Source organism: Pseudomonas sp. 8Z (genome assembly GCF_902506535.1).
Lineage (GTDB): Bacteria > Pseudomonadota > Gammaproteobacteria > Pseudomonadales > Pseudomonadaceae > Aquipseudomonas.
The window spans coordinates 556,133-579,542 of record NZ_LR733825.1 but is presented as its reverse complement, the minus strand read 5'-3'; the positions used below and the strand labels follow the sequence as shown (position 1 = coordinate 579,542).

Genomic DNA, 23,410 nt, shown 5'->3' with positions numbered 1-23,410 from the left:
ATCCGCGCCCATGCAGCTCTCCGACATCACCCAACGCCTCGCCGACCTTGGCGCCAAACCCCAGCACATCGGGCGCATTACCCGTGCCTGGCTGCAGGGTAAGCCGCTGGACACCGGCACCAAGCACCAGAAGACCGAAAATTTCCTGCCGCTAACGGTGCGCGAAGCGCTGCCAGCCTTGGCGGCGGATCTCGACGGCCTTGCCCGTCTACGCTCAGAGCATCCCGGCGCCGACGGCTCGGCACGCCTGCTGGTAGAGCTGGCCGACAAGCAGATGGTGGAAAGTGTGCTGTTGCCACGCGACGGCCTGTGCATCTCCAGCCAGGTTGGTTGCGCCGTCGGTTGCGTGTTCTGCATGACCGGCAAGAGCGGCCTGCTGCGCCAGCTCAGCAGCGCCGAGATGGTCGCCCAGGTCGCGCTTGGCCGACGCTTTCGCCCGGTCAAGAAAGTCGTATTCATGGGCATGGGCGAGCCCGCGCACAACCTCGACAACGTGCTGGAGGCCATCGACCTGCTCGGCACCGAGGGTGGTATCGGCCAACGCAACCTGGTGTTCTCCACGGTGGGCGATCCGCGCGTTTTCGAGCGTTTGCCACAGCAGCGTGTACGCCCAGCCCTGGCCCTGTCGCTGCATACCACCGATGCCGAGCTGCGCCAGCGGCTGCTGCCCAAAGCGCCGCGCATCGACCCCGAGGAATTGATGGAACTGGGCGAGGCCTATGCCCGCACCATCGACTACCCCATCCAGTACCAGTGGACGCTGCTCAAGGGCATCAACGACAGCCAGGAGGAAATGGACAACATCCTGCGCCTGTTCAAGGGCAAGTTCGCTGTGCTCAACCTGATTCCCTACAACAGCCTGGAAGCCGACGACTACCAGCGCCCGGATGGCGAGCGCATCGTCGAGATAGTGCGTTACTTGCATAGTCGTGGCGTGCTAACCAAGGTGCGCAACTCGGCTGGCCAGGACGTTGACGGCGGCTGCGGACAACTACGCGCCCGTGCCACCGACTTGATCAAGGTGCGTAACCTCGATCGCAAATTGCCCGGTCGCCTGGCCCCTTAAAATCGCCCTCAATCGCTCAAGTCCGGCGGTTTGAAGCCGATAGCACTGAAAAGAAAATCTCAGCAGATGCCACACATCTGCGTGAAAAATGCTGAACGGACGCGTGCATAGTGCCGCAGGAGATCCCATGAAAATTGCCCATAAGGCTGGCATAGCCGCAGCCTGCGTACTGGTTTTGACCATCAGCCTGCTATCCATGCTGCAAGTCAATCAACTGCATAAGACATTGCGCAGCCAGGTCGAGTCGAGCATCTCCGAAACCAGCAACTCACTGGCCCGGCAGATCGAAAACTGGCTGAACGCCAAACTGCGCCTGATGGATCTGCTCGCCGCCACCATCGACAGCGAGTACACCCCCGAAGCCAACCAACGAATATTCGATCTGCCGCTACTCAAGAGCGAGTTCCTCCTGATATTTGGCGCACTGGATGCCACCGGCCAGACGCTCAAGAACAGTGATAGCTGGAATCCGCGCCCCGACTATGACGGCCGTGTGCGCCCCTGGTACGCAACCGGCAAGGCGGCGAACCAGGCTGTATTGACCGAACCCTATGTCGACTCCACCACTGGCGAAACACTCATCTCAGCCGTCGCCAAGATCAGTGACAAGGGTAAATTCCTCGGTGTATTCGGCGGCGATATTCGTCTCAATAGTGTTGCCGACGCAATCAACACGCTGGACTTCAACGGCGCCGGCTATGCCTTCTTGCTCAGTCACTCGGGCAACATCATTTCCCATCCGCAGGCCGAGCATAACGGCAAACCGATCAGCGAACTCTTCGGCAACCAGAAACTCTCGCTGGACAAAGAACTGCGTGAAATCGATATCGACGGCAAACGCCTGCTGCTGTCTTTCACGCCACTGCCCAACCTGCGCGGCATGGACTGGTATATCGGCGTGGTACTGGATGAAAGCATCGTCATGGCCGAAGCCAATCACCTTACCTGGCTGGCCGTAATCGGTACTGTTACCGGTGTCGCCATCAGCCTCCTGGCGCTGGGTTTGTTGATGCGCCATCTGCTCAAACCACTCGCCCTGCTCAGCACGTCTCTGCGCGAAATCAATAGCGGCGAAGGCGATCTGACCTATCGTCTGCCCATCCATAGCAAGGACGAAATTGGCGAGCTGTCGCAGGAATTCAACCGTTTCCTGCAGACCCTGCAGAACCTGATCGGCAACGTAATGGGCAGCGCGCACCAGGTGCGTGAGAGCACCGCGCTGACCTCCAACGAATCGGAGCAGGCCGCCCGCCGCCTGCAGGTGCAGTTGCAGGAGCTGGATCAACTGGCCACCGCAATGCAGGAAATGGCGTCTACCGCCGAGGAAGTGGCACGCAACGCACAAAGCGCCGCACATGCTGCGCAAGCCGCCAACGAAGAGACGGAGAACGGCGTACGCGTGGTATCCAAGTCCAGCTCGGCGATCCGCCATCTAGCCGACGAGATGGACGAAACCAGCCAGGCGATCAATGAGTTGGCCAAGCTCAGCCAAAACATCGAGTCGATCCTGCAAGTCATCACCAGCATTGCCGAACAGACCAACCTGCTGGCACTCAATGCGGCCATCGAAGCCGCACGGGCAGGCGAGTCAGGGCGAGGTTTTGCCGTGGTGGCCGACGAAGTCCGCTCACTGGCTTCTCGTACACAACAGGCAACGCAAGAAATCCGCCAAATGATCGATCAGTTGCAAGGCGGCGTACGCCAGGCCGAGAGCCGTATGCAGCAAAATCGTGACACGGCCAGCAAGACGGCCGAAGAAGCCAGCGCGGCCAACGATATGCTCGGTCGCATTCGCGAAGCGATCACCCGCATCAATGATATGAACCTGCAAATCGCCACAGCCGCTGAAGAGCAAAGCGCCACGACCGAAGAGATCAACCGCAACACCACCAATATCCGTGACATCAGTCAGGAGCTGGCAGGTGGCGCTGAGCAGCAAGTAAGCCAGTGTGCATCGATGGTTGAGCAAGTGAGCCAGCAGGATCGCTTGCTGGGACGTTTCAAGGTCTGAGCCAAGACGCTGAGCCTGGCGGCGGCCAACTCGCCGCCATCTCGCTCAGCACATCAGGCGCTCCAGGCGTGCCGCCAATGCTTGCGCCAGGCGCCGACGCCAGACTGCACTACGCGGGTTGGCGAGCACCGCATCCTCATGCACGAAGCTGCGAATGATCGCGTTGTACCCCAGCCAACGGCAGGGTTCGGGCTCCCAGCGACTCAAACGAGCAACTGGACTGTCACTCAACACCCAGGGCTGGCGCAGCAGTTCGCTGTCACGCCCAAGGATAAGATCCGCAAGGGTACGGCCACCTAGGTTGCTGGCGCCGACACCTTCGCCACCATAACCACCAGACAGCGCAATGCGATTTCCCCTATCACGCAGCATGTGTGGCTTGAAACGCCTTGCCATTCCCAGATTGCCGCCCCATGAATGGGTGAAACGCACATTGCGCAGTTGCGGGAATATCTCCCCAATCAAGTAGCGGCGTAGCGCGAGCTCGCCATCTGTCAAATTGAAGTCACTGCGCAGTCCACCACCAAAGCGGTAGCCGCCCCGCGCACCGAAAATCAATCGATCATCAAGGCTGCGCTGGCCATAGGTGACCTGCCTGCTGAACTCGCTGAAGGCCTGACCGCGTGCAAGGCCGATACCTGCCCAGGTATCCGCCGACAACGGCTCGCTGGCAACGATCAGGCTCTGTACCGGTAGCTGGTGATTGCCAAACGGCGGCAGGGTCGTGGCGTAGCCTTCGATGGCCGGCACCACCCAATCGGCTGTGACATGAGCCTTCTCGGTACGCACCAAGCCTGGCTGCCAGTCAATCACCGGGCTGCGCTCATACAGTTCGACGCCCATACCTGCGACGCAGCGCGCCAAGCCACGCACCAATTTGGCTGGCTGAATGGTCGCGCAATGCGGGCTGTATAGCGCGCCGTTGGCATTGGCCACGTGCAGTTGCTCCGCCAGCTCGTTCGGCATCAGCCAGCGATAGTCTTCGTCACCCAGCCCCAGCGCTCTCAAGTGCGCAAGATATTCGCGCAGGCGCACTTCCTGCTCAGGGTAACGTGCAGCGCAATACAGCACGCCGCCTTTACGCAGGTCGCAGTCGATGCCTTCACGGGCGATGACCTCAGCCACCTCATCAGGAATGCCGTGCAGCAGCTCGAAGGATGCCTTGCGCTGAGCAGGCGAAAGGCCTGTCAGCAGACGATCCTCGCCGAGCAAGTTACCCATCAACCAACCACCGTTACGCCCGGAGGCGCCGAAACCGGCCGTCTCGCCCTCCAGAATCACGATACGCAATTGTGGCGCGTGGCGTTTGAGGTAATAGGCTGTCCACAGCCCGGTATAGCCGGCCCCAATAATCGCTACATCGGCCTGAATATCAGCCTGCAAGCTTGGCCTGGCTTGCAACGAATCATCGAGCAGATCCATCCACAAGCTGATGTTGCACCCAGTGTTCATCTACGCCTCCGCCATCGAACGATGACGCAAGGCTAGCAGTGACGATTGCTTGATGTCTTGCGACGCGCCCAACAGCAGAGCAACAAGCCCAAGGTCGGCAATCTAGTCGTGACAAGCTAAAGGGGATGATTTTCATGCCTTGGTTCGTGCTAACGCTGCTCTTGCCAGTAGCTGATCATTGCAGCAACGAATCGATGGAGCAGGCACCGGCCCCTGCGGGGTTGAGGGCGGCACTGAAACGAGTGAAATCGACATCGATTCGCCTACGTTGCAGATGCTGCGCAAGCGTGCGCGCCTGCTCCGCATCGATCAGCCGCAACAAACGAGCAATCTGATCCTTGCCGCCTCGCTCAGCAAAGTCCACATCATTGGCATGATCGTAGATCATCACCAAGGCACAACCACCGAGCAGAAAGTGCCCACTGGCCAACACATCGATACGCCCATCGATACGCGCCTGCAGCACGCGCGCAGAGTTATTCATGCTTGCGTAGCGAAGGCTGCGACCAAGCTCTTGTGCCGCTTGCATGACACCAAAAGTCATTTCGTCATTGGCAGACCAGATCCATTGCAAATCAGGGTAACGCGGTAACAATGCCCGAGATTGCTCATAGGCGCGCCGCTGTTGCCACTCACCATACAAGGCCTGTTCGAGGTGTACGTTAGGCGCATCAGCCAAGGCGCGGCGCAATCCATCAAGACGTAAGGTGGCTGATGGCGTCTGCTTGACGCCTGTGAACGCCAGCATCTGTACAGGCTTGCCATCGGCCTGCGCAACCAAGGCACGCGCCAACAGGTAACCGGCTTCCTCATCATTGGGAACCAGACTGCCAATCCAATTCGTATAACGCTCGCGACTACCACCTGTGCGCTTCTGCTGCTCAGGGCTGAGGGTGCTGTGCAAGGCAAACAAGCGTGTCCGCCCCCCTTCGAACGCACGCAAAATCTGCGGACCTACGAACTGTTCGTTAGTGAAAAGCAGGTAATCCGGGGGCGAGGTTGAACGGCTTATCTGGCGAGCCATTTGCTGCATACGCGTGATGTCGCGCTCGCCATATAACACTTCAAACTGCATGCCGAGCTGCTCAGCCGCTTCGCGCATGAAACGGCTGTAGTCGACCCAGAATGGCTCACTGCTATAGCCAGGGTTGATGAATACCACAGTGACAGGGTTACCTGCCGCTGTAGCCAAGGCAGCCCATAGCATGACGCTGAGGCCCAGCAACCACCTGATCACCGCAAGACACCCTCCCTGAGTGGACGCAGTATAAGCATAGCGACAGAAAAACACAGAACCGCAGACTCCAGATCAACCAAAACGACTAACGAGCACTGCCGAAAACGCGCCGTTAGGGACGAGAAAAATAGCCAGACATCCACCGCTCCATCGCCAAGCTCGACATCACCATGCTTGCTCATGCCTTTCCCTGCCTGTTTGCGTAAGCGGTTGATAGGAGTTAAGACCAGCCCTATTCATCGCTCAAGGCTCTACCGAGGAGGCATCAATCCTACTTATTACTAAATGATCAGCTTATATATTCAAACTTCACTTTTACGCATAAAGCTGAGCTGGTATCGTGCCCCGGCTCCGTGTTCATACGGGGTGCGCGGCCGTGCGCGCTGATTGGCAGTAGCCTGAAATACAGGACCCTTCATGTACGTATATGACCAGTACGATCAGAAGATCGTCGAGGATCGCGTCAAGCAGTTCCGCGATCAAACCCGTCGCTATCTCGCCGGTGAGCTGAGTGGCGAGGAGTTCCGCCCGCTGCGCCTGCAAAATGGCCTTTATATCCAGCGCTTCGCGCCGATGCTGCGCGTCGCTGTGCCCTACGGCCTGATGTCTTCGGCGCAGGTACGGATGATGGCCAAGATCGCCCGCGACTATGACAAGGGCTACGCCCATATCAGTACCCGGCAGAACGTGCAGTTCAACTGGCCGGAGCTGGAGGACGTGCCGGAAATTCTCGCCGAGCTGGCCACCGTGCAGATGCACGCCATCCAGACCAGCGGTAACTGCATCCGCAACACCACGACCGACCAATTCGCCGGCGTGGCCAAGGACGAGATCGTCGATCCGCGCCCCTGGTGCGAGATCATTCGTCAGTGGTCGACCTTCCACCCCGAGTTCAGCCACCTGCCGCGCAAGTTCAAGATCGCCGTCAACGGCTCTGTGAGCGACCGCGCCGCCATTGAAGTGCATGACATCGGCCTGGAAGCGGTGAAGAACGAAGCCGGTGAGCTGGGCTTCCGCGTTTCCGTCGGTGGCGGCCTGGGCCGTACCCCGATCGTCGGCAGCTTCATCAATGAGTTCCTGCCGTGGCAGCACCTGATCAGCTATCTCGACGCCATCCTGCGTGTGTACAACCGCTATGGCCGTCGCGACAACAAATACAAGGCGCGCATCAAGATTCTGGTCAAGGCGCTGACCCCTGAGGTGTTTGCCGAACGCGTCAACGCCGAGTGGGCACACCTCAAAGATGGCCCAATGACCCTGACCGAAGCCGAAGTGGCGCGCGTCGCCGCGCACTTCGTTGATCCGGCCTATCTGTCGCTGCAGGACGAAGACGCCCTGCTCGCTCAACATGACGCCGAACACCCTGGCTTCGCTCGCTGGCGCCAACGCAATACCTTCGCCCACAAGAAGCCTGGCTATGTCGCCGTGACCCTGTCGCTCAAGCCCACCGGTGTGGCGCCAGGCGACGTCACCGATAAGCAACTCGATACCATCGCTGAGTTGGCCGACCGCTACTCCTTCGGTGAAGTGCGCAACAGCCACAACCAGAACATCATCCTCGCCGACGTCGAGCAGCGTCAGTTGTTCACCCTCTGGGGCGAACTGCGTGAGCACGGTTTCGCCACGCCAAACGTGGGCCTGCTGACCGATATCATCTGCTGCCCAGGCGGCGACTTCTGCTCGCTGGCCAACGCCAAGTCGATCCCGGTAGCCGAAGCCATCCAGCGCCGCTTCGACGATCTCGACTACCTGTTCGATATCGGCAACCTCGACCTGAACATCTCCGGCTGCATGAACGCCTGCGGTCACCACCACGTCGGCCACATCGGCATTCTCGGCGTGGACAAGAAAGGCCAGGAGTTCTACCAGGTATCGCTCGGCGGCAGCGCCGGTCGTGATGCCAGCCTGGCACAGATCCTCGGCCCGTCCTTCGCCCAGGACGACATGCCGGACGTGGTCGACAAGATCATCAAGGTCTACGTCGAGCAACGCACCGAAGAAGAAAGCTTCCTCGATACCTATCGCCGCATCGGTATCGACCCGTTCAAGGAGCGCGTCTATGCAGCGAATCATTAAGAACGGCCAGGTGATCGACGAAACCTGGCACCTGCTGGCCAAGGACGTGACCCTGGACGCCATCCCCAACTGCGACGACGTCATCGTTCCGTTGGCACTGTGGATCGAGCACGGCCACGCCCTCAAGGCTCGCGATGGCGGCTTGGGCGTATGGCTGGAAGCAGGCGATGAAATCGAGGAAATCGCCGATGACCTGGCGCATTTCCAGGTGATCGCCCTGGAGTTCCCGGCCTTCACCGATGGCCGTCACTCCTCCACGGCTTACCTGCTGCGTACCCGCTACGGCTACAAAGGCGAAGTGCGCGCTATTGGCGATGTCTTGCGTGACCAATTATTCGCCCTCAAGCGTGTTGGCTTTGACGCCTTCGCCCTGCGTGCGGACAAGGATCCCATCGACGCCCTCAAGGCATTCGAGGATTACAGCGAGGTCTACCAGGCCTCTGCCGACCAGCCACTGCCGCTGTTCCGCCGCAGAGCCTGATCTGCCGCAGCATGAAGTAGCCCCGCATTGCGGGGCTATTTTTTTCAAGCGCTAACTGACTCCCAAGCGATTTGCGCCAGCAGGTCGCGGCATTCAGTCAATGCCGCCTGAGTACGCCCAGCCAGCCAATTACGGGCGAAATCATGGCTCGGGCCAATAACCACCGAGAAGAAACACTCGACCGGCATGGCCTTGAACGCACCCTGCCGCTGGTATTCGGCCAGCATCTGCAACATACGCTGCACGTGCAGACGATTAGCCTCGCGCAATGCATCACCCATTTCACCGGCCTCGACCCGGCCACGACTGTGCAAGATGAAACGCGCCCAATCCGGGTTAGCCACGACCCAATCGATATAGCCAGTCACTACCAGTTCAATACACGCCTTGGCACTGGCGGCATTGGTGAAACCAGCTTCTAGTTGCGCCGCATACTGAGCCGTACCTTCCAGATAAAGCGCAGCGATAATGCGCTCCTTGTTACCGAAATGGTGATAGAGGCTACCAATGCTGGCGCCCGAGCGATCACGGATCATCTCGATGGTGGTGGCATCCACCCCAAACTCGGTAAAACAGGCTAACGCAGCCTGGAGAATCTCGTCTTTACGAGAGCGACGAGCCATAAAGCCCCCAGCAAAATGGAAAACATTTCTAGAATAACTTTCTAGTTTACTTATACTGCCTAGGCGCCACTCCTCACTTATCACACAGGAGCACCTATGAGCCAGATGATGCAGATGTATGAACAGGTCGGCCCCGCCCAATTCAGCGCGATGATCGGCCAGCTAGCGCCCTACTTCGCCAGCATATCCCCACAATTCATCGAACTGCGCCCAGGTTACGCCGAAGTGACATTCCCCAAGCGTCGTGAAGTGCTCAACCACCTCGGCACCGTGCATGCCATTGCCCTGTGCAACGCCGCTGAACTGGCTGCCGGCACCATGACTGACGTATCAATTCCCACCGACTACCGCTGGATTCCTCGCGGCATGACAGTGGAGTACCTGGCCAAGGCCAAAGGCGATGTACGCGCCATAGCTGACGGCAGCGCTATTGATTGGACGCAAGAAGGAGACATCAAGGTGCCCGTGATGGCCTATGTGGGGGACACGGCTGTATTCAGAGCCGAAATCACCATGTATGTCAGCAAGAGCTGAAATGATGAGCCCCGCCTTATGGGCGGGGCCTCGCAGGATCAGTCCAGACGCACCACTACCCGCCCGACCATACCACCAGCCAGAATTTGCTCGATGGCGGTCGGCAGCGCCTCCAACGCGACTTCTTGAGCCAACGGCTCCAGATCCAGCTTCCATTGCAAAGACAGCTTGTCCCACATCGAGGCCTTGACCACCAACGGCAGCTCGACTGAGTCCACGCCCAGCAGATTGACGCCACGCAGAATGAAGGGCAGCACCGAAGCCTGGAAAGCGACCCCGGCCGTCAGACCACAGCAGGCCACGCTACCGCTGTGACGCAGTGACTTGACCACGTTGAAAAGGATATCGCCGCCCACCGTATCCACCGCAGCCGCCCAGCGCTCCTTGAGCAGTGGCCGCTCGACGCCCTGCTGCAACTCCTCGCGCGTAACGATCTCGTCGGCCCCCAAGGAGCGTAGGAAATCGGCCTGATCGGCCTTGCCAGTAGCTGCCGCGACGCGATAACCGAGCTTCTTCAGCAGCATCACGGCCACGCTACCAACACCACCGGTGGCGCCGGTGACCAGCACTAAGCCGTCCTGCGGTGCGACGCCAGCACGCTCCAGCTTGTCCACGCACAACGCCGCCGTCAGGCCTGCTGTACCCAGGAGCATGGCCTCACGCAGCGACAGCCCTTGCGGGCGCTTGATCGCCCAGGCCGCCGGCACACGGATGTACTGACCGAAACCACCGGCGGTATTCATGCCCAGGTCGTAGCCCGTGACGATCACCTCATCACCGACGGCGAACTCGCCAACACTCGACGCCTCGACCACGCCGCCGGCATCAATCCCAGGCGTGTGCGGATATTGCTTGGTGACACCACGATTGCCACTGGCCGACAACGCATCCTTGTAATTGAGCGAGGAGTAACGCACCCGAATCAGCAGCTCGCCATCGGCCAGATCGCTCAGCCGACGTTGCGTCACCTGACGCTGGAAGCTGCCATCAGCCGTTTCGCTGACCAGCAATGCCTTGAATTCACTCATTACCGCCTCCTCTCACAATGATTGCTCAACTTACCAGAAGCGCTGCTGATTCAGACGACTCAGCCAGGTCAGAACGAAGCGATCGAGTGCCACACTGGCAGCCAAGCCGACTCGCTCCTGCAAACTCTTCTTCTGGGCGAAATGCAAATGGAACAAATCGGCCTGCGCCGCGCGCTCAGCAAGGTATTGATCGCTGGTCTTGAGCTCGTCGACCAGCAGGCGCTCCTGCGCCGCCATCCCCAACCACACTTCGCCGGTGGCCACCGCGTCTATGTCCAACTGAGGGCGATAGCGGGCAACGAAACCTTTGAACAGTTCATGAGTGCTTTCCAGGTCTTCCTGGAATTTCTCCCGGCCCTTGTCGGTGTTCTCACCAAATACCGTCAGGGTGCGCTTGAATTCGCCGGCCGTCAGCACTTCGAAATCGATATCGTGCTTTTTCAGCAAGCGATGCACGTTGGGTAACTGCGCGACCACGCCGATAGAACCGAGAATGGCAAACGGTGCGGCGAGAATCTTTTGCCCGATGCAAGCCATCATATAACCACCACTGGCCGCCACCTTGTCTACACACACCGTCAAAGGCACACCGGCCTCACGGATACGCGCCAATTGCGAGGATGCCAGGCCATAGCTATGCACCATGCCGCCACCGCTTTCCAGGCGCAGCACCACTTCATCCTCAGCCTTGGCCATCGACAGCAGTGCTGTGACCTCATGGCGCAGGTTGTCGGTGGCCGAAGCTTTGATATCACCATCAAAATCCAGCACGAATACGCGCGGCTTACTAGCCGGCGTCTTCTTTTCCTGCTTGGCGGCCTTGGCCTCACTTTTACGCAAAGCCTTCAGTTCGTCTTTGCGCAACACCGAGTGCTCAAGATGCTCGCGCAGATCCTTGTAGAAATCATTGAGTTTCGCCACCTGCAAACGCCCACCTGTGGCGCGCCCCTTACCCCGCAAAGCAGCGATAAAGACCAATACCACAACGATGGCGACCACGACGGTCAAGGTTTTGGCCAGAAAGCTGGCATATTCGCTAAAAAACTCCACAGATCCCCCTTGGAAAACGGTTCAGCCAGGCGCACAGGTCAAAGACTGGCGACTTCTTGGCACCTGGACAAGCACTCAAGCATACCGAGGCAATCACTTATCGGCCATGATTTACAGGCGTGTGTAAGGCTCCCGGCCAATTCAAACAAACGTATGATTTTCCGTTGACAGTACCCTGCCTTCCTCATACCCTCGCGAAACTTTCAACGCGCCGAGAAGAAAACGGACGTGGGCAGCATCTACCTGATTCGACATGGCCAGGCTTCTTTCGGCGCAGACGATTACGACGTGCTGTCCCCCACCGGTATACGCCAGGCGCAAGTGCTCGGTGGGCACCTTGCCCAATTGGGCGTGCACATGGATCGCTGCATCAGCGGCAGCTTGCAGCGCCAACAGCACACTGCTCGCGCGGCACTGGAGCAACTGGATACCGCGCCCACCCTGGAAATCGACGATGCCTTCAATGAGTTCGACGCCGACGCGGTAATCCGCGCATTGGTGCCCGGCATCCTCGACCAAGAACCCGAAGCCCTGACAATCCTACGCAATGGCGCAAACAATCGCGCCGAGTTCCAGCGCCTGTTCGCCATGCTGATCGAGCGCTGGGTATCCGGCGAGCACGATGTTCCCGGCTTACAGAGCTGGCAGGCCTTCGTCAGTCAGGTCGAAGGCGGCCTGCTGCGTATCCTGGAGCGCGCGAGCAACAAGCAGAATATCGCCGTGTTCACGTCCGGCGGCACCATTACAGCCCTGCTGCGCCTGATCACCGACGTACCAGCCCACAAGGCATTCGAACTTAACTGGCAAATCGTCAACACCTCGCTCAGCCTGCTGAAGTTTCGCGGCCGCGAGGTGAGCCTGGCTTCCTTCAACAGTTATGTGCATTTGCAACTGCTGAAGGCGCCGGAGCTCATCACTTACCGATGAGCCCGGCCCAACACGGCCTCCGCGCCGCGCGAAAATACTGAAAAAGGATACGACCATGAGCGTTGCTGACATCGTCCAAACCATGCAATCGAAGTTCAACGCCAGCGCCGCTGCCGGCCTGGATCTGGTATTCCAGTTCAATATCGAAGATGGCGACAACTATGCGCTGATCGTCAAGGATGGCACCTGTGCCCTTGAGCAAGGCGATAACCCGGATGCCAACGTAACTCTGATCATGGACAGCGAAACGCTTAAAGGTATCGTCAGCGGCGAGACCGATGGCATGCAAGCGTTCATGGCCGGCAAACTGCGCGCCGAAGGTGACATGATGCTGGCTATGAAGCTGAGCGAGCTGTTCCCTGTCTGATTGCCAGGCAGATCGTAATACCTGAAAACCGGAGCCTTGAAACTCCGGTTTTTTTATACCTGCCCAACATAAGCAAAGCGGCTTCAAAATGACTGATCAGGCAGCTTGATCGAAGGGCAACACGCCCACCTATAACAGCCTGTATTGCTTGTGACGACTTGGGAGCAACATTAGATTAGAAAATTATCTGGGGCCCCCATCATAAATAGAAGGGATAGATATGGCGCTCACTGATCAATCAACCGCCATCCGCGAGGGCGAAGATCTCGACGCGGGTACTGTCGACGCTTACCTCAAGCTGCATATTCCCAGCCTCAATGGCAGCCCGCGCATCAGCCAGTTCCCAGGCGGCGCCTCAAACCTCACTTACCTGATCGAGTACCCGCAGCAAGAGTTCGTGCTGCGCCGTCCGCCTTTCGGTCACAAAGCCAAATCTGCCCATGACATGGGCCGCGAATACCGCATCCTCAACCAACTCAACGCAGGCTTCCCCTACTGCCCCAAAGCCTATGTGCATTGCACAGACGAATCGGTAATCGGCGCCGAGTTCTACGTCATGGAGCGAGTCAAGGGCATCATCCTGCGCGCCGATATGCCCAGCGAACTTGATTTCACGCCGCAGCAAACCACGGCGCTATGCAAAAGCTTCATCGACAAATTGGTCGATTTGCACAATGTCGACTACCAGGCCTGCGGCCTGAGCGATCTCGGCAAGCCAGAAGGCTATGTTGCACGCCAGATCAAGGGCTGGTGCGAGCGCTACGAAAAAGCCCTGACCCCGGACGCGCCAACCTGGGAACAAGTCAAAGCCTGGCTGCATGACAAGATGCCAGCCGACCACCCTAAACCTGGGATCGTGCACAACGACTACCGTTTCGACAACGTCATCCTCGATCCGAACGATCCCATGCAGATCATTGGCGTGCTCGATTGGGAAATGACCACCATCGGTGACCCATTGATGGATCTGGGTAACACCCTCGCCTACTGGATCGAGGCCGGTGATCCGCCCCCCGTGCAACTGATGCGACGCCAGCCAAGCAATGCCTCCGGCATGCTCACGCGCCAGCAGTTCGTCGACTACTACGCCGAACGGGCCGGTATCGAAATCAACAATTTCGACTTCTACTACACCTACGGCCTGTTTCGCCTGGCTGGCATCGTGCAGCAGATTTACTACCGCTTTTATCACCGCCAGACTCAGGACAAGCGCTTCGCCCAGTTCATTCACATGAACAAGCTGCTGGAGCACATGTGCCTGCAGGTCATTGGTAAATCCACTCTCTAACCTGGGGTAATCACAATGTCCAAGACCCAATTGTTCGACCTCGACGGCAAGATCGCCTTCGTCTCTGGCGCCAGCCGCGGCATCGGCGAGGCCATCGCCAAGCTACTGGCCCAGCAAGGCGCCCACGTGATTGTCTCCAGCCGCAAGATCGATGGCTGCCAGACCGTGGCCGACGCCATCATTGCTGACGGTGGTAAGGCCACTGCCATCGCCTGCCACATCGGTGAAATAGAGCAGATCCAGAGCGTCTTCGCGCAAATCCGCGAGCAGTTCGGCCGTCTCGACATTCTGGTCAACAACGCCGCTACCAACCCGCAGTTCTGCAACGTGCTGGACACCGACCTGAGCGCCTTCCAGAAGACCGTGGATGTGAACATTCGCGGCTACTACTTCATGTCCATCGAAGGCGGCAAGTTGATGAAGGAAAACGGCGGCGGCTCGATCATCAACGTCGCCTCAATCAATGGCGTCTCTCCGGGCGAGTTCCAGGGCATCTACTCGGTGACCAAGGCCGCCGTGATCAGCATGACCAAGGTATTCGCCAAGGAGTGCGCGCAGTTCGGCATTCGCTGCAACGCCCTGTTGCCGGGCCTGACCGACACCAAGTTCGCCTCGGCACTGACCAAAAATGACGCCATTCTCAACATGGCTCTGCAGCGCATTCCGCTCAAGCGCGTGGCTGATCCGAGCGAGATGGCTGGCACCGTGCTCTACCTGGCCAGCGACGCCTCCAGCTACACCACTGGCGTCGCTCTGAACGTGGACGGCGGCTTCCTCTCCTGAGGGCCGATGTCATGAACGACAAAGGCACCTAGTAGGTGCCTTTTTTGTAAGTGGGCGGAGCTCGTCTCTAGCCCATCCTGGTCAATGTGGGCTGAAGCCCACCCTACTCCCTCGCCATACGCCCTGCCGCTACCAATCCTTCAACGCTGCCTTGGCTGCCGAGTTCATCGGCTCGGCCAGAAGGCCAGTCGGAGTGAGGCTGACGCTGTATACCGCATCATCGGCAATCGGCAGATAGGTCACACGCAAGGCCTGCGGATCGAAGAGGAACAGGTCGCGCTGGTTCAGCCGCAGCCAGCGCCACAGGTCAATGCCATAAGCGCTTTCAGCCAATTGCACGCGCCCGCGCTGGGCCAGGGCCTGCTGTTCGATGGCGAGAAAGCGCCCCGACAAACGCTCCAGGCGATAGCCCGGCTCCAGACCGATCAAATTAGCCAGCCCCTTCCAGCGAATCAAACGCCCATCAAGCTGCCACAAGTCCCCCTCCAGAGTGACGATGCGCTCTCGACCACCCTCCAACAAGCTCACGCTGTAACGCTGCGGCCCATCAGCCTTGAAACTCAGGGTAACCAACGGCTTGCCCTCGGGCAGCCGCTCATAGCTATACAGGTCGTACGCCACCAGCCCGACCATAACCGCCACCCCCAGGAACGCCAGGCCAACGGTGCCACGCAACCACCCCAGAAACCAGCCGGTATTGAGCAGGATACGCAGAGCCACCAGCAGTACCAGCAGCGCCAGTAAAGCGATTGCCCAGGCCAAGCCGTTGTATTGCATCGTTCGCGTTCCTTCTCTGGTGAAATGCGGGCATTATGCGCAGCTCTTCTGCCAACGAACAGCCGAGAGTCTGCACACTCGCCAACAAGTCGACACTTTCATGCCCTTCGCGCTCGAACTCGCTATCGACCCCAGTACCCTGGCCATCCTCGCCCTCGTCGCGTTCATTGCCGGCTTCATTGACGCCATCGCTGGCGGCGGCGGCCTGCTGACCATCCCGGCACTACTTACCGCTGGCCTGCCACCACATCTGGTGCTGGGCACCAACAAGCTCTCTGCCACCTTTGGCTCTGGCACTGCGGCCTTCACCTTCTACCGACGTAAGCTCTTCGATCCCGGCCAATGGCGTAACGCCCTCCTGGCGACGCTGATCGGCGCTCTGCTGGGTGCGGTGATCGCTCACTGGGTCCCGGCAGCCTGGCTCAATCAGATGCTGCCCGCCGTGGTTTTCGCCTGCGGCCTGTACCTGCTGTTCGGCCCTACGCCGCAAGCCCCCAAAGAGCAGAACCTGCCCATCGCGCGCGGCCGACAGTGGCCACAAGGTTTGGCTCTGGGGCTCTACGATGGCATAGCAGGCCCAGGCACCGGAGCCTTCTGGACGGTCAGCAGCCTGCTGATGTACCCGCTTGACCTGGTACGCGCCAGCGGTGTGGCGCGCACCATGAATTTTGTCAGTAACGCAGCGGCACTGGCGGTGTTCATCGCCTTCGGCCAGGTAGCCTGGGTGCTCGGTCTGAGCATGGGCGCGGCATTGATGATCGGCGCCTTCCTCGGGGCACGCACTGCTATCAAGGGCGGCTCGAAATTCATTCGCCCGGTGTTCATTCTGGTGGTACTGGCATTGACTGCGCGCCTGGTCTGGCAACACTGGATCGGCTGATACAAGCCCCGGCGCAGCATCCGGGGCCCGCTTATTGCGGCAGACTCGGCTCAGGCAAGCCCAAACGGCGAGCCACGTAAAGATCGATCAGATGCCGGGCAATGGAGCGCGAAGCCGGCAACGGCGGCAACTCATCGACGCGGAACCAGCGGGCATCCTCGATCTCGTCCACCTGCATGACGATCTCGCCGCCTGCATATTCGGCATGGAAGCCCAGCATCAGCGAGTGCGGGAACGGCCAGCCCTGGCTGCCGATGTACTGCAGGTTGTGCACCTGCAGGCCCACCTCTTCGTGCACCTCACGCGCCACGCAGTGCTCGACCGACTCACCCGGCTCGACGAAGCCGGCCAGCGTGCTGTAGACGCCCGTGACGAAACGCGGGGAACGCGCCAGCAGGATTTCATCGCCACGGGTCACCAGCACGATCATGCTGGGGGACAAGCGCGGGTAGTGCTGCGACTCACAAGCATCACAACGCATCGCCCACTCCCCCGGCACTTGCCGCGTAGCTGCGCCGCAACTGCCGCAGAAACGGTGCTCGCGCTGCCAGGTGCCGATCTGCGCCGCATAGGCCAGCATGCGGAAAGTCTCGCTATCACCGTGCAACATGAATTGACGCAGACTCTGCCAACTGCAGCCTTCCAGCATGGTCGAGGACTCTACCTGCAGCAGGAAGACCGCATCCTTGCCGAAATAGCCGATGCCCTGCTCGCTAACGATGGGCAGATCCTGGCGTTTGATCCAGTCACGCGGGAACAGCACGCCATTACTGTCGGCAAGAAACTGCTGGCGGTCATACAGCAAAGCCCAGCCACCTGACTGAGTCGGATCGAGATAAGCGTGGCGCCAAGCCATCTCAGGCTGCCACCGGCATGCCAAGTGCCTTGATACTTTCCTCGGCCAGATCAAGCACACTCGGCTGTGTTTCGGGTCGCAGCACAGCACCGGCTTCGAGGTAATACTCCAGACTGCTGAGCGCATCGGCCAGAGTTTCCAACATCTGCTCGGAGGGCATCTGTCCGGCGTCAAGCATGCGTGTCTGAATGTAGTCAGCACAGGCGCCAACCAGCGCCGCAGCACGGCGCTGCTCAAGGAACCACAACCCGCCGCGCACTGCCTGCAGGCTAAATGGCACGTTGGCCAGGTGCATTTTGTCACCAGCGGATTCGAGGTAAGCGGTGATCGCCCGCTTCGCCAATGCCAATCCAGCCTGCGCCTCATCGACCACAACGATACGCGCCTCAACGAGCTGATGATGGGCAAAGGACTGCGCTTCATTACCAGGCTCGGCAGGGAGCGGCCTGCTATCGCGGCGCTCGCCACTTTCCAGGCTGGCAACCATGCCTTCCACGTAAAGAACGGCATCGGCCAGCGCGTGTAGCTGCTGGGGCTGCATCGGCGTACTTTCACTCCAGGCAGCGATCTGAGGTAGCTGGGAACTCAGTGCATTACCGGCAGAACTCAGGCCGACCATGCTCAAGGTCTTGCCCAGCTTACCCAGCAGCGCATGCAGGGTGCTAAAGGTTTCCTCGTGTTGGGAGCCACGCTCAAGCAGATCGAGCATATCCTTGACGCTGGCCAGCTCCTCACGAATTGCAGCCGAGAGCGAACGCATCACAGCCTGACCCGGCCCGGACAGGCGCTTGTATTCCTCTTCCAGCATGTGGTCGGTGAACGGCAATGGAGTAAGCCCGAACACCTCCCGCACAGCACTGGCATTGGCGCCTCGGCTATCGGCCAGGGCCACCAGATAAAGCAACTCTTTGAGCAGGCTACGCGGCGCCTCATAGTGAGGGTTGGCCACAATCAGCTTCAGCTCTCGATCAAGACGAGAAAGCAATTGCTTGCGCGACTTACGCGGCAGCAATTGGCCGTCAGCCTGAGATTCGATGGCCGCACTGCCAATCCAGCACATACGCCCGCTGGGCTCCTCGACAAACAGCTTGCTCAGCCGCTCCATCGCACGCGCCATAAGCTTCAGACTGCCCTGCGGGTTCTGCTCGCGGATAAAGCCGAGCAGGCCAACCTGATACATATGCCGCAAACGCTTCGCTTCGGCTTGCTTGGCAGCACCATCGAGCGGCATTGAAGGCGTATGTGGGCGGGCCTGATCGAGACGCACACTGAAGAAGAAGCTCTCGGGCAAAGGTTGCTGCGAACCCGCCTGACGCAAATCATTGATCGCGGGCAGCAGTAGTTCAGGCATCTCCTGGCGATGCGCGTCGACACTTTCAAGGTAACGGCGCAACACGTGCAGGGCATTGCTCAGTGCCGCCAACTGCACATCCCGCTCTTCGCTGGCGCCGGCCGGAATATCGGTGGCCTGGTCGAGCACTTCTTGAGCCAGCAGTTCAGCGCCAGCCAATTCAACCAGATTGAGCGTGCCACGCACCTGGTGCAGACTCTCCACAGCCTGCTGCAGAAGGCTGCCGTTATGCCGCTCGGCAATGAACTGTTCGAGGCTCTGCTCAGCCTCTTCCATGGTGACGAACAGCTCGTCGCGCACCAGATTCAAGGATGTAGCGCCACTTACCATACGCATGGCACCTCACGATTGACGATGGACAACGCTGGGTGAGCCATCAGTCAGCGAACTCCGGCTTTTGCTTGGTCATATGCGCAGCCATGGCCAGGCGCAGGTCTTCGGACTGCAGCATCGCGGCATTCCAGGTAGCGATGTATTCGAGACCATCGTCGACACGGTGATCACGCATGTAGCGAATCATCTCTTTGGTGCCACGAATGGCGATTGGCGACTTGGCGGCAATCTCACCAGCCAGTTGCATGACGCCCGCCAACAAGGCTTCGTGATCCGTATAAACACGGTTGACCAAGCCAATACGAGCAGCCTCCTCGCCGTCGATGGTGCGCCCAGTAAAAGCCAGCTCACGCATCATGCCGTCGCCGATGATGCGTGGCAGGCGCTGCAGCGTACCGACATCAGCCGCCATGCCCATGTCGACTTCTTTGATGGAAAACTGAGCATCAACGCTGGCGTAGCGCATGTCACATGCACTGATCAGATCAATAGCACCGCCCAGGCAGTAGCCCTGAATCGCTGCCAGAACTGGCTTGCGGCAATTGTCCACGGCGTTGATCGAGGCCTGCAATTCGAGGATTTTGCGCCGTAGCGCATCAGCATTACGCCCAACATCCTTGCCCAACTGCGCTCCGACCGACGCCAGCAGCATCAAATCGATACCCGAAGAAAAATGCTTACCCGCGCCGGAGAGCACCACGACACGTACGGCATCTGTCGCGTCGACCCACTGAAAAACCTCGATGATTTCACGCCAAAAATCGGCGTTCATCGCATTGACCTTTTCTGGGCGATTGATCTGCACATGGGCGATTTTGTCCGCCAGATCGACGCGGAAAGCTTGGTAGTCGGACATGGCAGTCATCCTCGGTCACAGGCTAGGCAAGGGGCTAATTATTCGGGTTCGATAACCGCGCAACTATAGCAAGCACGCAATAAATGTCGATGCTTGCCACTGTGACGCAGGGCACGCCTGAGAAGTTAAGAACTGCTTTGAGTATCGTGAATAAGGAGTTGATCTGTCAGGAATCTTTTCCATACAGGTCAAACGCAAACTTACTCGATCAGGCAGTCAACGCAGTATTGACCATCCTCCACCTGCAAGCCATGAACGTCCATGTCGAAGCCCGGAAAAGCCTGATCGAATGTGCGCGCAAAACGCAGGTAGTCAAGAATCGCGCGAGTCTGTTGCGTAAACCGCTCCCCCGGCATGATCAATGGGATACCTGGCGGATAAGGCACCAGCATCACCGCCGCAATCCGCCCTTCCAAAGCTTCGACCGGCACCGACTCCACTTCGCCGCGCACCAGACGGTCATAGGCATCCGCCGGTTTGATCGCCACTTCTGGCAAGGCCGTGTACATGCTCTTGAGGGCTCTGGCGGTGGCATTGTCGCGATAGCAACCATGCAAGGCCGCACACAAATCGCGCAGCCCCATTGCCTGATAACGCACGCCATCGGCCTGAACGATCGAAGGCAGCACCTGACTCAGCGGCAGGTTGGCATCGTAACTGCGTTTGAACTCCAAAAGCTCGGCCAACAGTGTGCTCCACTTGCCCTTGGTAATGCCCATGGAAAACAGTACGAGGAATGAATACAGGCCCGTCTTCTCCACTACCAGCCCGCGCTCCCAGAGAAACTTGCTGACTACCGCAGCAGGAATGCCCTCCTGCGCCAGACGCCCAGCCGCAGTGAGCCCAGGCATCACCAGAGTCACCTTGACCGGATCGAGCAGCACGTAATCCTCGGCCACCTCGCCGAAACCGTGCCAGTCGGCGTTGGGCTCGAGCAGCCAGTCTGCGGTTGCGACGCCTTCGCCACCCTCACTCAGACCCGGCTGCCAAATGCTGAACCACCAATCATTCTCCGCTAGGTTACGCCTGACGTTAGCCAGTGCCCGCCGGAAGCTCAGCGCTTCGTCGAAGGTTTCTTGAATCAGCGAACGCCCGGCAGGGCCCTCCATCATCGCCGACGCAACATCCAGCGAGGCGATGATGCCGTACTGTGGCGAAGTGGAAATGTGCATCATGAATGCTTCGTTGAAGCGGTCACGGTCAAGCTGACGACGCCCGCCATCCTGCACATGGATCATCGAGGCTTGACTGAAGGCCGCCAGCAGCTTGTGCGTCGAATGGGTGCTGAATACCAGCGGCGTCTGCTCGCCACCTTCGGTGCCCATGCCATAGCGCCCGGCATAGAATTCATGAAACGCCGCATAGGCGTACCAGGCCTCATCGAAGTGCAGCACCTCGACGCTGTCGCCCAGCGTATGCTTGATCAGCTCGGCGTTGTAGCACAGGCCGTCGTAGGTGGAGTTGGTCACCACCGCCAGTTTGACCTTGGGCGCGCGGCCACGCGCCAACGGGCTGGCGTCGATCTTGGCCTGGATCGACTCCTTGCTGAACTCGGTAAGCGGAATCGGCCCGATGATGCCCAACTCATTGCGCTCTGGCGTCAGGTACAGCGGGATGGCGCCAGTCATGATGATCGAATGCAGGATCGATTTATGGCAGTTGCGATCCACCAGCACCAGATCGTCACGGCCAACCATCGAATGCCAGACGATCTTGTTCGCCGTCGAGGTGCCGTTGATCACGAAAAAGGTGTGATCGGCGCCGAAATTGCGCGCCGCGCGGGCTTCGGCCTCGGCCAGCGGGCCGGTGTGATCGAGCAGCGAGCCCAGTTCCGGCACCGAGACGGACAAGTCCGAACGCAGCGTGTTCTCGCCGAAGAACTGGTGAAAGGCCTGGCCCACCGGGCTCTTACGATAGGCCACGCCGCCGCCGTGACCTGGCGTATGCCAGGAGTAGTTGGACTGCGCGGTGTGCTGCACCAGCGCCTTGAAAAACGGCGGCAGCAAGCCGTCGAGGTAATTGTGCGCAGCACGCGCGACCTGCCGCGCCAGGAAGGAAACCGTGTCCTCGTAGAGATAGAGGATGCCACGCAGGTTGTTCAAATCGGCCATGGCTTCGGCCGGTGCGTTCTCGATGGTGACCTGTTCACCAAGTGCGAAGATCGGCAGTTGTGGCGCTCTAACCCGCGCAACGCGAATCAGCTCGACCATATCCTGCAACAGGCGACTGTTCTCACCGGCGCCTTCGGCGGCGACCAGAATGCAGGCCAGACCATGATGGGTCGAGGCGACGATACGCCCCTCGGTAGAGCTGGCGGTAGGCAGAATGTTGAAGCCGTCCTGCTCCAGCTCACGGGCAATGGCCCGCACGCGATCACCGGCGACCGTATCGGCCTTGATGTCACGATGGACGATAAGGACGGGAAATTTAAGGTCTTTGTACATGGCGACATCCTGAGCGGTGACAGACATGGCCTGTCTATCGAGTCAGGTTAGAGGCTCCCCTCGACAGACGGACCCCCTGATACATCAGGCTGTACGAAAAGATCGCAAATAAGCAGCTACAGGCGGCAGGCGGGCTCATCTACCCCGAGGTACGGGCTAACGAGGCTCTGGCTTTTACCTGAAGCCTGCAGCTTGCAGCCTTACTGCTCTTCCAATTGCGCCCACAATGCCGGGCCACCTGAGGATTTTTCGATGACTGCCAGGCGTGCGGCATGCGCTGCAAGTTCATCGGGACTGGCACGAATTACACGGCTACGCGCGCGGTTTGGATCGAGCCTGCGAATCGGCGTCGCCTGCTGACGACCGCTGCCATCGCCCTCACCTTCTTCACCGGCCAACGACAGATTGGTCTGCCCACCCGTCATCGCCAAGTAGACGTCGGCCAGAATTTCCGAGTCGAGCAAAGCGCCGTGCAGTTCGCGGTTGGAGTTGTCGACGCCGTAACGCTTGCATAGGGCATCCAGGCTATTGCGCTGCCCCGGATGACGCTCACGCGCCATCATCAGGGTGTCGAGCACGTTGCAATAATCGTTAACGTCGGCACGGTCACTCTGCCCCAGCAAAGCAAACTCGTTATTGATAAAGCCAACGTCGAACGCCGCGTTATGGATGATCAATTGGGCGTCTTTGATGAATTCGTAGAATTCATCAGCAACATCGCGGAAACGCGGCTTGTCAGCGACGTATTCATTGGTGATGCCGTGAACGGCGATGGCCCCTTCATCGATCTCGCGATCCGGGTTCAGGTAGACATGGAAATGTCGCCCGGTCAGACGCCGACCGAGCAGCTCGACACAGCCAATCTCGATGATGCGGTGGCCGTCGGTGACTGGCATACCGGTGGTTTCGGTATCCAGCACGACCCGTCTGATGACGCCGTTTTCTGTACTCACGCTCACACTCTCTCTTGAAACTCGGGGGCCGCTGCAG

At 59.2% G+C, this 23,410-nt stretch carries 21 protein-coding genes and 1 pseudogene; 11 read left to right on the top strand and 11 right to left on the bottom strand.

The window, feature by feature from the left end; genetic code table 11:
* Positions 1-10: 10 nt before the first annotated feature.
* From AERO9A_RS06890 to AERO9A_RS22735, 3 genes and pseudogenes are all read left to right on the top strand, one after another.
* Positions 11-1,066, top strand: coding sequence for an RNA methyltransferase (locus AERO9A_RS06890; protein WP_159971169.1), 1,056 nt, complete (start codon positions 11-13; stop codon positions 1,064-1,066).
* Between the two features lie 88 nt (positions 1,067-1,154).
* Positions 1,155-2,219 (top strand): annotated as a pseudogene (locus AERO9A_RS22740) (cache domain-containing protein); the annotation flags it as partial.
* Positions 2,220-2,249: 30 nt separating this feature from the next.
* Positions 2,250-3,077, top strand: coding sequence for a methyl-accepting chemotaxis protein (locus AERO9A_RS22735; RefSeq protein WP_372239653.1), 828 nt, complete (start codon positions 2,250-2,252; stop codon positions 3,075-3,077).
* Between the two features lie 45 nt (positions 3,078-3,122).
* On the opposite strand, the gene AERO9A_RS06880 is transcribed toward AERO9A_RS22735, so the two are convergent.
* On the bottom strand, positions 3,123-4,529 hold the full coding sequence (locus AERO9A_RS06880; protein ID WP_159971167.1) for an FAD-binding oxidoreductase: 1,407 nt from the start codon (positions 4,527-4,529) through the stop codon (positions 3,123-3,125).
* Positions 4,530-4,704: 175 nt separating this feature from the next.
* Entirely contained in the window at positions 4,705-5,766 is a 1,062-nt protein-coding gene (locus tag AERO9A_RS06875; protein ID WP_306109800.1) for an ABC transporter substrate-binding protein, read from the bottom strand.
* Positions 5,767-6,183: 417 nt separating this feature from the next.
* On the opposite strand from AERO9A_RS06875, the gene AERO9A_RS06870 reads away from it, so the two are divergent.
* Together AERO9A_RS06870 and AERO9A_RS06865 are read left to right on the top strand one after the other, a co-directional pair.
* Complete coding sequence (locus AERO9A_RS06870; RefSeq protein WP_159971166.1) at positions 6,184-7,842, top strand: nitrite/sulfite reductase; 1,659 nt, start codon at positions 6,184-6,186, stop codon at positions 7,840-7,842.
* Positions 7,826-8,323 carry a DUF934 domain-containing protein gene (locus AERO9A_RS06865; protein WP_159971165.1) on the top strand — a complete coding sequence of 166 codons (498 nt, stop codon included), beginning with the start codon at positions 7,826-7,828 and terminating at the stop codon, positions 8,321-8,323. The genes AERO9A_RS06870 and AERO9A_RS06865 overlap by 17 nt, the downstream gene beginning before the upstream one ends.
* Before the next feature lie 44 nt (positions 8,324-8,367).
* Here AERO9A_RS06865 and AERO9A_RS06860 read toward each other — a convergent pair whose 3' ends face one another.
* Positions 8,368-8,946, bottom strand: coding sequence for a TetR/AcrR family transcriptional regulator (locus tag AERO9A_RS06860; protein WP_159971164.1), 579 nt, complete (start codon positions 8,944-8,946; stop codon positions 8,368-8,370).
* A gap of 96 nt (positions 8,947-9,042) precedes the next feature.
* Here AERO9A_RS06860 and AERO9A_RS06855 point away from each other — a divergent pair, with 96 nt between their 5' ends.
* Positions 9,043-9,480, top strand: a complete 438-nt coding sequence (locus AERO9A_RS06855) for a hotdog fold domain-containing protein (RefSeq protein ID WP_159971163.1) — start codon at positions 9,043-9,045, stop codon at positions 9,478-9,480.
* 38 nt (positions 9,481-9,518) lie between these two features.
* On the opposite strand, the gene AERO9A_RS06850 is transcribed toward AERO9A_RS06855, so the two are convergent.
* Both AERO9A_RS06850 and sohB read right to left on the bottom strand, forming a co-directional pair.
* Complete coding sequence (locus AERO9A_RS06850) at positions 9,519-10,508, bottom strand: YhdH/YhfP family quinone oxidoreductase (RefSeq protein WP_159971162.1); 990 nt, start codon at positions 10,506-10,508, stop codon at positions 9,519-9,521.
* Positions 10,509-10,538: 30 nt separating this feature from the next.
* Positions 10,539-11,558 carry a protease SohB gene (gene sohB / locus AERO9A_RS06845; RefSeq protein ID WP_159971161.1) on the bottom strand — a complete coding sequence of 340 codons (1,020 nt, stop codon included), beginning with the start codon at positions 11,556-11,558 and terminating at the stop codon, positions 10,539-10,541.
* A 228-nt stretch (positions 11,559-11,786) separates the two neighbouring features.
* On the opposite strand from sohB, the gene AERO9A_RS06840 reads away from it, so the two are divergent.
* The 4 genes from AERO9A_RS06840 to AERO9A_RS06825 all read left to right on the top strand — a co-directional run bounded on the left by AERO9A_RS06840 (position 11,787) and on the right by AERO9A_RS06825 (position 14,923).
* A complete protein-coding gene (locus tag AERO9A_RS06840; protein WP_159971160.1) occupies positions 11,787-12,485 on the top strand; it encodes a histidine phosphatase family protein in 699 nt (232 codons plus the stop codon).
* Between the two features lie 55 nt (positions 12,486-12,540).
* Positions 12,541-12,852, top strand: coding sequence for an SCP2 sterol-binding domain-containing protein (locus AERO9A_RS06835; RefSeq protein WP_159971159.1), 312 nt, complete (start codon positions 12,541-12,543; stop codon positions 12,850-12,852).
* A gap of 220 nt (positions 12,853-13,072) precedes the next feature.
* Positions 13,073-14,140 (top strand): phosphotransferase family protein, encoded by a 1,068-nt coding sequence (locus AERO9A_RS06830; protein ID WP_159971158.1) that lies wholly within the window; start codon positions 13,073-13,075, stop codon positions 14,138-14,140.
* Between the two features lie 15 nt (positions 14,141-14,155).
* Positions 14,156-14,923, top strand: coding sequence for an SDR family oxidoreductase (locus tag AERO9A_RS06825; protein ID WP_159971157.1), 768 nt, complete (start codon positions 14,156-14,158; stop codon positions 14,921-14,923).
* 129 nt (positions 14,924-15,052) lie between these two features.
* On the opposite strand, the gene AERO9A_RS06820 is transcribed toward AERO9A_RS06825, so the two are convergent.
* Positions 15,053-15,700, bottom strand: coding sequence for a hypothetical protein (locus AERO9A_RS06820; RefSeq protein ID WP_159971156.1), 648 nt, complete (start codon positions 15,698-15,700; stop codon positions 15,053-15,055).
* A gap of 100 nt (positions 15,701-15,800) precedes the next feature.
* Between AERO9A_RS06820 and AERO9A_RS06815 the strand changes: the two genes are divergently transcribed.
* Complete coding sequence (locus tag AERO9A_RS06815; RefSeq protein ID WP_159971155.1) at positions 15,801-16,580, top strand: TSUP family transporter; 780 nt, start codon at positions 15,801-15,803, stop codon at positions 16,578-16,580.
* 31 nt (positions 16,581-16,611) lie between these two features.
* Here AERO9A_RS06815 and nudC read toward each other — a convergent pair whose 3' ends face one another.
* From nudC to dnaQ, 5 genes are all read right to left on the bottom strand, one after another.
* On the bottom strand, positions 16,612-17,436 hold the full coding sequence (gene nudC / locus AERO9A_RS06810; RefSeq protein ID WP_159971154.1) for an NAD(+) diphosphatase: 825 nt from the start codon (positions 17,434-17,436) through the stop codon (positions 16,612-16,614).
* A gap of 1 nt (position 17,437) precedes the next feature.
* The gene (locus AERO9A_RS06805) at positions 17,438-19,117 is read right to left on the bottom strand and encodes a ferrous iron transporter B (RefSeq protein WP_159971645.1); all 1,680 of its coding nucleotides are present in this window, start codon (positions 19,115-19,117) and stop codon (positions 17,438-17,440) included.
* Between the two features lie 46 nt (positions 19,118-19,163).
* Positions 19,164-19,976, bottom strand: a complete 813-nt coding sequence (locus AERO9A_RS06800; protein WP_159971153.1) for a crotonase/enoyl-CoA hydratase family protein — start codon at positions 19,974-19,976, stop codon at positions 19,164-19,166.
* 200 nt (positions 19,977-20,176) lie between these two features.
* Positions 20,177-22,420 (bottom strand): Orn/Lys/Arg decarboxylase N-terminal domain-containing protein, encoded by a 2,244-nt coding sequence (locus tag AERO9A_RS06795; RefSeq protein ID WP_159971644.1) that lies wholly within the window; start codon positions 22,418-22,420, stop codon positions 20,177-20,179.
* Positions 22,421-22,620: 200 nt separating this feature from the next.
* Positions 22,621-23,352 carry a DNA polymerase III subunit epsilon gene (gene dnaQ / locus AERO9A_RS06790; RefSeq protein ID WP_159971643.1) on the bottom strand — a complete coding sequence of 244 codons (732 nt, stop codon included), beginning with the start codon at positions 23,350-23,352 and terminating at the stop codon, positions 22,621-22,623.
* Between the last annotated feature and the right edge of the window lie 58 nt (positions 23,353-23,410).

Excerpts from the sequence above, each read along its gene's own strand:
- AERO9A_RS06860 (WP_159971164.1), bottom strand. The coding sequence starts at position 8,946 with ATGGCTCGTCGCTCTCGTAAAGACGAGATTCTCCAGGCTGCGTTAGCC.
- AERO9A_RS22735 (WP_372239653.1), top strand. The coding sequence starts at position 2,250 with ATGGGCAGCGCGCACCAGGTGCGTGAGAGCACCGCGCTGACCTCCAAC.
- AERO9A_RS06800 (WP_159971153.1), bottom strand. The coding sequence starts at position 19,976 with ATGTCCGACTACCAAGCTTTCCGCGTCGATCTGGCGGACAAAATCGCC.
- AERO9A_RS06820 (WP_159971156.1), bottom strand. The coding sequence starts at position 15,700 with ATGCAATACAACGGCTTGGCCTGGGCAATCGCTTTACTGGCGCTGCTG.
- AERO9A_RS06805 (WP_159971645.1), bottom strand. The coding sequence starts at position 19,117 with ATGGTAAGTGGCGCTACATCCTTGAATCTGGTGCGCGACGAGCTGTTC.
- nudC (WP_159971154.1), bottom strand. The coding sequence starts at position 17,436 with ATGGCTTGGCGCCACGCTTATCTCGATCCGACTCAGTCAGGTGGCTGG.
- AERO9A_RS06835 (WP_159971159.1), top strand. The coding sequence starts at position 12,541 with ATGAGCGTTGCTGACATCGTCCAAACCATGCAATCGAAGTTCAACGCC.
- AERO9A_RS06850 (WP_159971162.1), bottom strand. The coding sequence starts at position 10,508 with ATGAGTGAATTCAAGGCATTGCTGGTCAGCGAAACGGCTGATGGCAGC.
- AERO9A_RS06870 (WP_159971166.1), top strand. The coding sequence starts at position 6,184 with ATGTACGTATATGACCAGTACGATCAGAAGATCGTCGAGGATCGCGTC.
- AERO9A_RS06890 (WP_159971169.1), top strand. The coding sequence starts at position 11 with ATGCAGCTCTCCGACATCACCCAACGCCTCGCCGACCTTGGCGCCAAA.
- AERO9A_RS06865 (WP_159971165.1), top strand. The coding sequence starts at position 7,826 with ATGCAGCGAATCATTAAGAACGGCCAGGTGATCGACGAAACCTGGCAC.
- AERO9A_RS06795 (WP_159971644.1), bottom strand. The coding sequence starts at position 22,420 with ATGTACAAAGACCTTAAATTTCCCGTCCTTATCGTCCATCGTGACATC.
- AERO9A_RS06830 (WP_159971158.1), top strand. The coding sequence starts at position 13,073 with ATGGCGCTCACTGATCAATCAACCGCCATCCGCGAGGGCGAAGATCTC.
- AERO9A_RS06880 (WP_159971167.1), bottom strand. The coding sequence starts at position 4,529 with ATGAACACTGGGTGCAACATCAGCTTGTGGATGGATCTGCTCGATGAT.
- AERO9A_RS06815 (WP_159971155.1), top strand. The coding sequence starts at position 15,801 with ATGCCCTTCGCGCTCGAACTCGCTATCGACCCCAGTACCCTGGCCATC.
- AERO9A_RS06825 (WP_159971157.1), top strand. The coding sequence starts at position 14,156 with ATGTCCAAGACCCAATTGTTCGACCTCGACGGCAAGATCGCCTTCGTC.
- AERO9A_RS06855 (WP_159971163.1), top strand. The coding sequence starts at position 9,043 with ATGAGCCAGATGATGCAGATGTATGAACAGGTCGGCCCCGCCCAATTC.